At 29.8% G+C, this 9,901-nt stretch carries 10 protein-coding genes and 1 pseudogene; 6 read left to right on the top strand and 5 right to left on the bottom strand.

What is annotated here, in order from left to right; all coding sequences use genetic code 11:
* The 5 genes and pseudogenes from sufC to ACH2BC_RS02100 all read right to left on the bottom strand — a co-directional run.
* Nucleotides 1-97, bottom strand: a pseudogene (gene sufC, locus ACH2BC_RS02120) (Fe-S cluster assembly ATPase SufC); the annotation flags it as partial.
* Between the two features lie 11 nt (nucleotides 98-108).
* A complete protein-coding gene (locus ACH2BC_RS02115) occupies nucleotides 109-381 on the bottom strand; it encodes a Txe/YoeB family addiction module toxin (protein ID WP_395052329.1) in 273 nt (90 codons plus the stop codon).
* Nucleotides 372-575 carry a DUF2683 family protein gene (locus tag ACH2BC_RS02110; RefSeq protein ID WP_395052328.1) on the bottom strand — a complete coding sequence of 68 codons (204 nt, stop codon included), beginning with the start codon at nucleotides 573-575 and terminating at the stop codon, nucleotides 372-374. The genes ACH2BC_RS02115 and ACH2BC_RS02110 overlap by 10 nt, the downstream gene beginning before the upstream one ends.
* 15 nt (nucleotides 576-590) lie before the next feature.
* On the bottom strand, nucleotides 591-2,039 hold the full coding sequence (gene sufB, locus ACH2BC_RS02105; RefSeq protein ID WP_395052327.1) for a Fe-S cluster assembly protein SufB: 1,449 nt from the start codon (nucleotides 2,037-2,039) through the stop codon (nucleotides 591-593).
* An 89-nt stretch (nucleotides 2,040-2,128) separates the two neighbouring features.
* Nucleotides 2,129-2,458 (bottom strand): HesB/IscA family protein, encoded by a 330-nt coding sequence (locus ACH2BC_RS02100; protein WP_395052326.1) that lies wholly within the window; start codon nucleotides 2,456-2,458, stop codon nucleotides 2,129-2,131.
* A 220-nt stretch (nucleotides 2,459-2,678) separates the two neighbouring features.
* Here ACH2BC_RS02100 and ACH2BC_RS02095 point away from each other — a divergent pair, with 220 nt between their 5' ends.
* The 6 genes from ACH2BC_RS02095 to ACH2BC_RS02070 all read left to right on the top strand — a co-directional run.
* The gene (locus tag ACH2BC_RS02095; protein WP_395052324.1) at nucleotides 2,679-4,544 is read left to right on the top strand and encodes an AAA family ATPase; all 1,866 of its coding nucleotides are present in this window, start codon (nucleotides 2,679-2,681) and stop codon (nucleotides 4,542-4,544) included.
* Nucleotides 4,545-5,405 carry an MBL fold metallo-hydrolase gene (locus ACH2BC_RS02090; RefSeq protein ID WP_395052323.1) on the top strand — a complete coding sequence of 287 codons (861 nt, stop codon included), beginning with the start codon at nucleotides 4,545-4,547 and terminating at the stop codon, nucleotides 5,403-5,405.
* A 68-nt stretch (nucleotides 5,406-5,473) separates the two neighbouring features.
* Nucleotides 5,474-7,066, top strand: a complete 1,593-nt coding sequence (locus ACH2BC_RS02085; protein WP_395052322.1) for a S8 family peptidase — start codon at nucleotides 5,474-5,476, stop codon at nucleotides 7,064-7,066.
* A gap of 84 nt (nucleotides 7,067-7,150) precedes the next feature.
* Complete coding sequence (locus ACH2BC_RS02080) at nucleotides 7,151-9,022, top strand: M1 family metallopeptidase (protein ID WP_395052320.1); 1,872 nt, start codon at nucleotides 7,151-7,153, stop codon at nucleotides 9,020-9,022.
* Nucleotides 9,023-9,137: 115 nt separating this feature from the next.
* Complete coding sequence (locus ACH2BC_RS02075) at nucleotides 9,138-9,605, top strand: N-acetyltransferase (protein ID WP_395052319.1); 468 nt, start codon at nucleotides 9,138-9,140, stop codon at nucleotides 9,603-9,605.
* The coding region (locus ACH2BC_RS02070) for a hypothetical protein (protein WP_395052318.1) at nucleotides 9,602-9,901 on the top strand (300 nt) is incomplete at its 3' end. The genes ACH2BC_RS02075 and ACH2BC_RS02070, both read left to right, overlap by 4 nt.

Below are 9,901 nucleotides of genomic sequence, written 5' to 3'. Positions count from 1 at the left end.
TAATTGCGTGAACTTCTCCAGCATTTATTTCAAGATTGATGCCTTTTAATATTTCTTTGTCTTCTATTGAAGCGTGTAAATTTTTTATTGATAACATTTATTTTTGTTTTATTCGTAATGACCTTTTAAAGATAAAATATCTAGGATTTCAATTGTGTTTTCTTCGGTAACTTTATAAATAATTCTGTGTTCTTGATTTATTCTTCTTGACCATTTTCCCGAAAGTTGGTGTTTCAGAGCTTCAGGTTTACCAATTCCTTCAAATGGATGTAATTGAATGTCTTCGATTAAAGAATATATTTTATTTAAAATTCCTTTGTTTCCAGACTTTATCCAAAAATCTAAATCCTTTTTTGCTTTTTCAGAAAATTCTATTTGCATAATTCTTTCAATTCCTCCATTGTCATTCGAGTTCCTCTACCTTCTTTTATGCTTTTTTCAGCTTCCAAAATTTCTTTTACAAATTCAAGATTATATGGTTTTTCTTCTTGTAAAATTTCAAAACCAAGCGATTTTGCCAATGATTTTAGCACTGGAAAATCTTTTTTCTTTACATTTTTTAAAACTATATCCATAATTTGTAACTTTTATTATCCTACTGAACCTTCCAACGAAATCTCCAACAACTTCTGCGCTTCTACAGCAAATTCCATTGGTAATTTGTTTAAAACCTCTTTACTAAAACCGTTTACGATTAACGCAATTGCTTTCTCGGTTGGAATACCTCTTTGGTTACAATAAAACACTTGATCTTCGCCAATTTTACTTGTTGTTGCTTCGTGTTCAATTTTTGCCGAAGTGTTTTTACTTTCAATATACGGAAACGTATGCGCACCACAATTATTTCCCATCAACAACGAATCGCATTGTGAAAAATTTCTGGCATTATCAGCATTTGCACCAATTCTAACCAAACCACGATAACTGTTTTGAGATTTTCCTGCCGAAATTCCTTTGGAAATTATAGTCGATTTTGAATTCTTTCCAATGTGAATCATCTTAGTTCCAGTATCAGCTTGTTGAAAATTATTGGTTACTGCTATCGAATAAAATTCGCCAACAGAATTATCGCCTTTCAAAATTACCGATGGATATTTCCAAGTAATTGCTGAACCAGTTTCAACTTGTGTCCACGAAATTTTTGCGCTTTTCTCGCAAATTCCTCTTTTGGTAACAAAATTAAAAACGCCACCTTTTCCTTCTTTATTTCCTGGATACCAGTTTTGTACGGTTGAATATTTTATTTCGGCATTGTCTAAAGCTATCAATTCTACACATGCTGCATGCAACTGATTTTCATCTCTGCTTGGCGCTGTACAACCTTCAAGATACGAAACATAACTTCCTTCATCGGCTATTAAAAGTGTTCTTTCAAATTGTCCTGTTCCTGCTTGATTTATTCTAAAATAAGTTGATAATTCCATCGGACAACGAACGCCTTTTGGAATGTAGCAAAAACTGCCATCAGAAAATACTGCCGAATTCAATGCTGCATAAAAATTATCTTTCTGAGGAATTACTGTTCCTAAATATTTTCGAACCAATTCTGGATGTTGTTTAATGGCATCAGATATGGAACAAAAAATAATTCCTTTTTCGTTCAATGTTTTCTTAAATGTTGTTGCAACAGAAACTGAATCTACAACGATATCCATTGCAATATTATTCATCATTTTCTGTTCATCTACATTTATTCCTAGCTTTTTATACATTGCTAAAAGTTCAGGATCAACATCGTCTAATGTTTTATTGGGATCAATAGATTTTGGTGCAGAATAATACGAAATGGCTTGAAAATCGGGTTTTTCATAATGAACATTTGCCCATTCAGGTTCTACCATTTCTTGCCAAGCTCGAAACGCTTCAATTCGCCAATCAGTCATCCATTCTGGCTCTTCTTTTTTCAAAGAAATGGCACGAACAATTTCTTCATTTAAACCAATGGGAAACGTTTCCGATTCTATATCTGTATAAAATCCGTACTCATATTCTTTGGTTTCTAATTCGATTTTTAAATCGTCTTCTGTGTATTTTGACATTTTATTTTTTTTAAAACCATTAAGATATTTAAGTAAATTAAAACTTAATGAACCTTACTATCTTAATGGTTTAACTTTTTTTGATTAAATTATAAAGAAAAACTTTCTCCACAACCACAAGTTCTACTTGCATTTGGATTATTAAACACAAATCCTTTTCCGTTTAATCCTCCAGAAAATTCTAAAATTGTTCCTGCAAGATACAAGAAACTCTTTTTTTCTACAGCAATTTTGATGCTATTATCTTCAAAGACTTTGTCGTTCTCACCTATTTGTTTGTCAAAAGTTAAATCATAAGACAAACCTGAGCAACCACCAGATTTTACGCCTACTCGAACGTAATCTTGTGACGCATCAAAGCCATCGTCTTTCATCATATCGACAATTTTTTTACTAGCAGATTCAGATACTTTAATCATAACCTCTTTGTTAATTATTTTTATTGGTGTTATGTAATTTACATACTAACTATAACTTTATTAAATACTATTTCTAATACTTAATTGATAACTATTTATAATTTTTCTAAATAAAGTACAAATATACGGCAAAATATACAGTATACCATTAATTGTAACATTTTTATAACTTATGTTTTCATAGAAATATCTTATATTTACTACCTTAAAAAACCAACCTATGATAGAAATCAACAAAACCGAAATCGCTTCAAGGCAAAAAAAATTAGATGATTGTAAAGTTTATTTAAAATCAGAATTCATAGGAATTGACTCTATTATTGATGATTTAATTAATTATCTTCAAATATGGTATTTAATTCCAGAAATTTTAACACGTCCAATAACTATAAATCTTTGGGGAATGACTGGTGTTGGAAAAACCGATTTAATTAGGAAAATGGTAAAATTTATTGATTATCAAGATCGATTTTCTGAAATTGAATTGAGTAATATTGACGAAAGTAACTGGAACAAAAGCGTTTCTCAAATACTTCAAAATAATGAAATTAATGACGAAAAACTTGCCATAGTTTTATTTGACGAAATTCAACGATTTAACACTTTAGATCAAGAAGGAAAACCAATGCCACAAACAAAATTTGTAGATTTTTGGGAATTATTAAGCGATGGAAGGTTGAGTAAAAAAGACCGATATGATTTTGATTATTACCTTCATTCGTTTTTAAGTAAGAAAAAAGATGCTGCTCGAAGAAAATCTAAAGGCGAAGAAGTTGTTGATGAAAATCCGTTTGTAAATGCATGGGATGCCAAAAGTTTAAAAGCCAATTTGGGAATTGATAAAGACATTGATGAACTTACTGATATGACTGAGGAACAGATGATTGAATTGATAATTCAATCTAAAAAAAAGAAGAAAATTTATGAACCAGTCAATCACAGTAAGACTTTAATAATAATTTCTGGAAATCTTGATGAAGCATTTCAAATGGCAAATCAAACCAGTGAAGCCGATGTTGAAGCTGATATTTTTCACGCTTTTACTAAAAAAATAACTTTTGTAGATATTAAAAATGCACTTTCTAAAAAATTTAGACCAGAACAAGTGGCACGTTTTGGAAACATTCATTTAATTTATAATTCACTTAAAAGAAGTGATTTCGAAAAATTAATTACAACAGAAGTCAATAAAATAATTAAAGCTAGAAAAGCAGAATTTGGTATAGAATTAAACATTTCTAAAAAAATTAATACTTTAATTTATAATAATGGTGTTTTTCCGGTACAAGGTGTTCGACCAGTTTTTAGTAGTATTATTGACATTTTAGAATCGTGTTTAAATAAATTTATTTTTACTGCTATTACTACTGATGAAAAGAAAATAAATATTGATTATAACGAGAAAGCACAGGTAATTGAAGCCACAATTGGTAAGCAAAAAGTTACACTTCCATACATTGGTCGAATAGATAAAATTAGACAATCTAACGAAGAAAATGCCGTTGTAAATATTAGCGTTCACGAATGCGGACATGCAGTTGTATATATGATTGTTACTGGAATGGCACCTTTACAACTAAAAAGTAAAATTGCAAGTAGTTATGCTGGCGGATTTACTTTTCCACATCAAATTCACGAAACAAAAGAAAGTATTGTAAATAAAATTAAAATTTATTTAGCTGGCGGAATTGCCGAGGAAATTATTTTTGGCAAACCAAATGCAAGTATAGGAAGAAGTCACGATAGAGAACAGGCAACCGTTTTAGCTTCAGATTATATCAGAAAATATGGTTTTGATGATGAGTTTCACGCGGTTTATAATATTGACAATTATCCTTATAAATTAGACATGAATGTAACCGATTTAGACATTGAAAAAATGATGGCAAGATTGGTTGGAGAAACTAGAGAATTATTAACTCAAAATATAATTCTTTTAAAGGATATAAGTAAAGAACTTGCCGAAAAAGGAAGTTTGGAAGCTAAGGAAATTGTAGATTTGGCAAAAAAACATAAACTAAAAATTGAAAGTAAAGAAGAAGGTTATCTTCATATTTTTGATTATAAAAATAAAATGCAAGAATAAATGAAACTTTACCCAATAGAAGCAGGAAACTTTAAACTCGATGGCGGTGCAATGTTTGGCGTTGTGCCTAAAACTATATGGAATAAAACCAATCCAGCAGATGAAAATAATCTTATAGATATTGCGGCTCGTTGTCTTTTAATAGAGAAAGAAAATCGATTAATATTGATAGATACTGGAATGGGAAACAAACAATCAGATAAATTTTTTGGCTATTATTCACTTTGGGGAAATCATTCGTTAGATAAATCACTAGCAAAATATGGTTTTCACAGAGATGAAATTACCGATGTTTTTATGACGCATTTACATTTTGATCATTGTGGTGGATGTGTAAATTGGAACAAAGACAAATCTGGTTACGAAGTTGCTTTTAAAAATGCAAAATATTGGACTAATGAAGGTCATTGGAATTGGGCAACAAATCCAAATCCGAGAGAAAAAGCATCTTTTTTATCTGAAAATATTTTACCTATTCAAGAAAGTGGACAACTAAATTTTATTTACAAAACAGCATGCGATTATGAATTTTCTCCAGAATTAGGATTCAATATTTTATTTGTTGATGGTCATACCGAAAAAATGATGCTGCCACATATTCTTTACAAAGGTAAAATCATTCTTTTTTGTGCCGATTTAATTCCAACAGCAGGACATTTACCTTTGCCTTATGTTATGGGTTATGACACAAGACCACTTTTAACCTTGCCAGAAAAAGCAGAAATTTTAAAACTTGCTGCTGAAAATAATTATTATTTATTTCTAGAACACGATGCGCATAATGAAATTATAACAGTTGAAAAAACCGAAAAAGGCATCAGATTAAAAGAAGTTTTTAAATGTGAAGATATCTTAATCTAATGTTAATCATTTTTAACTTGTAACAAAACACAATACTTTTAGACCAATTTTTACAAAAATATAATATTATGAAACTAATAAAACCCATTTTTATCTCAGCTTTAATGGCAATTGCATTGTCAAGTTGTAACTCAACAATTGCTCCAATAATGAGCACAAATCCTGCTAACATTGACAAGCAAGCATTAAAAACTTCTCCAATAAAAGAAACCGATTTACAACGATGGAGTCATTTAGATTTAGCTAAAGATACTATTCCTGGGATGAGCGTTGATAAAGCTTATGCCGAACTATTAAAAGGTAAAAAAGGAACAACAGTTATTGTTGGCGTTATAGATTCTGGTGTAGATATTGACCACGAAGATTTAAAAGGAAAAATTTGGACCAACAAAAAAGAAATTGCTGGAAACAAAATTGACGATGACAAAAACGGATATGTTGATGATGTTCACGGATGGAATTTTCTTGGCGATGCAACAGATGAAAATCTAGAATTAACAAGAATTGTTAAAAAAGGTGACGATGGAAGCGAAATTTACAGAAGAGCAAAAGCAGAATTAGACAAAAAATTAGCTGAGATGATGCAACAAAAACCTCAAGTTGATATGATTGACAAAGCTGATAAAGACATTAAAAAATACTTGAAAAAAGAAATTTATACTATTGAAGATTTAAAGAAAATTTCTACAACTGATGCTGAATTGAATAAAAGTAAAACCATAATGACGAGTATTGCTACACAAGCTGGAGTTGGATTTCAAGATGAAATTAAATCGTATGTAGATTATGTTTACGGACAAGTAAATTATAATTTAAATGTAAATTTTAGTGGTAGAAAAACTGGCGATAATCCAGAAAATATGGACAGTAAATTTTACGGAAACGGAAACGTAAAAGGTCCAGATGTTGCTGATGCTGAACACGGAACGCATGTTTCTGGAATTATTGCACAACTTCGTGGAAACAATAAAGGTGGCGATGGTGTTGCTAACAATGTTGTAATTTTACCAGTAAGAGCAGTTCCAAATGGTGACGAATATGATAAAGATATTGCTTTGGCAATTCGTTACGCTGTAGATAATGGAGCAAAAGTAATTAATGGAAGTTTTGGAAAAGATTATTCACCACACACGCAATGGGTTTTTGATGCAATAAAATATGCTGAAAGTAAAGACGTTTTAATTGTTCATGCTGCAGGAAACGATTCTAAAAATATTGATATTGCACCCAATTTTCCAACAGATGAAAAAAACGGAACAGAACTTTCTGATAATTTAATAACAATTGGAGCATTAAACTTTGAATATGGCTCTAAACTAGTTGCCGATTTCTCTAATTTTGGTGCTAATAATGTAGACGTATTTTCTCCTGGAGTTAAAATTTATGCAACAGTACCTAATATGAAATATAAATACGAAAACGGAACATCAATGGCAGCACCAAATGCTGCTGGAGTTGCTGCCTTAGTTCGTTCATATTATCCAACATTAACTGCATCGCAAGTAAAACATATTTTAATGGATTCTGGAACTGCAATTTCTACCGAAGTTATTTTGGGTGAAGAAAAAGCTAAAGCATCATTTACAACAGCATCTAAATCTGGAAGAATTGTAAATGCATACAATGCTTTGATAATGGCAGGTCAAATGGTAAAAAAATAAAAATTAAAATATAACTTCAAAATTCACAAGTTTTATCATTTATTTGAATTAAAATTTGTGAATTTTCCTTTTTTAAAAATGACTATGAAAAAAATAATCCTATTTCTTATTCTAACTTCTACAAATGCTTTTTCTCAATCTTCAAGTTATTGGCAACAAAAAGTTGATTATAAAATGAATGTTGTTATGGATGTAAAAACCTATCAATATAAAGGAACGCAAGAATTGGTTTATACTAACAATTCTCAAGATACTTTAAAAAAGGTTTTTTATCATTTATACAACAATGCATTTCAACCTGGAAGCGAGATGGATATGCGCTTACAAAATGTAAAAGATCCTGACGGAAGAATGGTTGACAAAATAAAAGTTGACGATAAAACTACAAGAAACGAAAGTAGAATTGCCAAGCTAAAACCTAATGAAATTGGCTTTTTGCACGTTTCTAATTTTAAACAAGATGGAGTTTCTACAACTGTAAAAGAAATAGAAACTATTCTAGAAGTTACTTTATCTAAACCAATTCTTCCTGGAACTTCTACTGTTTTTAGTTTAGATTTTAATGGTCAAGTTCCGGTTCAAATTCGTCGTTCTGGAAGAAATAATAAAGAAGGAATTGAACTTTCTATGAGTCAATGGTATCCAAAAATGGCAGAGTTTGACTTTGAAGGTTGGCACGCAGAACAATATGTAGCAAGAGAATTTCATGGAGTTTGGGGAAATTTTGATGTAAAAATAACTATCGATAAAAATTACATTTTAGGTTCAACTGGTTATTTACAAAATCCAAATGAAATAGGTTACAATTATCAAGATAGCGGAATTATTGTCAAAACACCAAAGAAACAAAAAACGCTAACATGGCATTTTGTAGCACCAAACGTGCACGATTTTACTTGGGCTGCAGATAAAAATTATATTCATGATGTAGTTCAAGTTCCAAACAGTGCAACGCTTCATTTTTTATACAAAAACAATCCAAAAATTATAGAAAACTGGAAAAAAGCACAACCAGTTACTGTTAAAACAATGGAGTTTTACAATAAAATTGTGGGCAATTATCCGTACCAACAATATTCTATAATTCAAGGTGGCGATGGCGGAATGGAATATGCAATGTGTACTTTAATTCTTGGCGAAGGAGATTTAGATGGCTTAATTGGAGTAATTACTCACGAAATGGGACATTCTTGGTTTCAACACGTTTTGGCAAGTAACGAAAGTAAAAATTCTTGGATGGACGAAGGTTTTACTTCTTTTATAGAAGATTTGGCTTATAATGAATTTGCCAATAAAAAAGCTGAAAATCCATTTGAAGGTTCTTATAAAACCTATGTAAAATTGGTAGAATCTGGAAAAGAACAACCACTTACAACTCATGCCGATAGATATGATGAAAATAGAAGTTACAGCATTGCATCTTATGTTAAAGGAGAATTATTTTTAACCCAACTGCAATATATTATAGGAAAAGAAAATTTAATGAAAACTGTAAAACAATTTTATAGCGAATTCAAATTTAAACACCCAACACCAAACGATATTAAACGAACTGCCGAACGAGTTTCTGGAGCAAATTTAGATTGGTTTTTAACCGATTGGACAAAAACTTTAAACACAATTGATTATGCAATTAAAGGAATTTCTGAAGATGGAAATTCAACTAAAATTTCATTACAAAGAATAGGTAGAACACCAATGCCAATAGATTTGTTGGTAGAATATACTGATGGAACAAAAGAAAGTTTTTACATTCCGTTGCGAATGATGAGTTTTGAAAAGGAAAATCCAACACCACAAATTAAAAGAACAGTCGTAAAAGATTGGACTTGGGGAAATCCTAATTATGAATTTACAATAGAAAAATCTAGAACATCAATTAAAAAAATTACAATTGACACATTAGGATTTATGGCAGATGTTAAAAAAGAAAATAATAGTTATGAGATAAAGTAGGATTGAAAAAGGCGTTCTAGAAACAGGATGTTTTTTTAAAATAATAAAAAACAAAAGTTTGCATAAAAAGTAAATAATTTACAATTTATGCAAATTTTTTTGTTTACATTTGTGTATGCAAAGAATTACTCATCTAGAAAATTCTGTAAAAATTAATGTTGTTATAGAGTTAGTGACAGCAGAAGATTATAAAAAAATTACAAAAGCCAACTATTTTTTTAATTGGAATTTAGAAAAAGAAAATTTGGTTTATAAATTAAGAATTAGTTTTTCTGATGAAATTTTAGGTTTAATATCACTCATTCATTTTGAACAAGAAGAAAGGATTGAAATTAAACTATTGACAGTATCTAAAGAAAATAGAGGTAAAAATAAAAAATATGATGGAATTGCAGAGAATTTAATTGCATTTGCATGTAGAGAAGCTGTAAAGAAACATGCAGAAAACGCTTGTGTTTCATTATTTCCAAAAACCGAATTAAGATCACACTACATTAATAAGTATGGAATGTTAGAAGCAGGTTTACAAATATTTTTAGAAGGCATTTCGTTATTTAAATTATTAGAAAAAAATGAGCTATGAAAACAGATAAATTAAACTTAAAATATAAAACCGAAGAGTTAGCTGATGCATTTATTTTTAGATCAAAAAAACTTACTACTATTGAAATCAATAAAGCTAAAGAAGATTTAAAATTAGCAAGAAAAAACGTAAATGAAACATTAAACGAAAATCAAATTCTGTATGCTAAAGTTAAACAATTGCATTATATAATTGAAGATTACGTTAAATCTGACAACTTTAATGATGACTATACATTTTCATATTTTTTAAGAAAATATATAAGATTGAGTTATAAATTAAATAAAAATTTTGCA

Origin of the sequence: Flavobacterium sp., assembly GCF_043760115.1 — a bacterium.
Taxonomy (GTDB): domain Bacteria; phylum Bacteroidota; class Bacteroidia; order Flavobacteriales; family Flavobacteriaceae; genus Flavobacterium.
The sequence above is the reverse complement of the archived record's forward strand: the minus strand, read 5'-3'. Positions and strand labels throughout refer to the sequence as shown.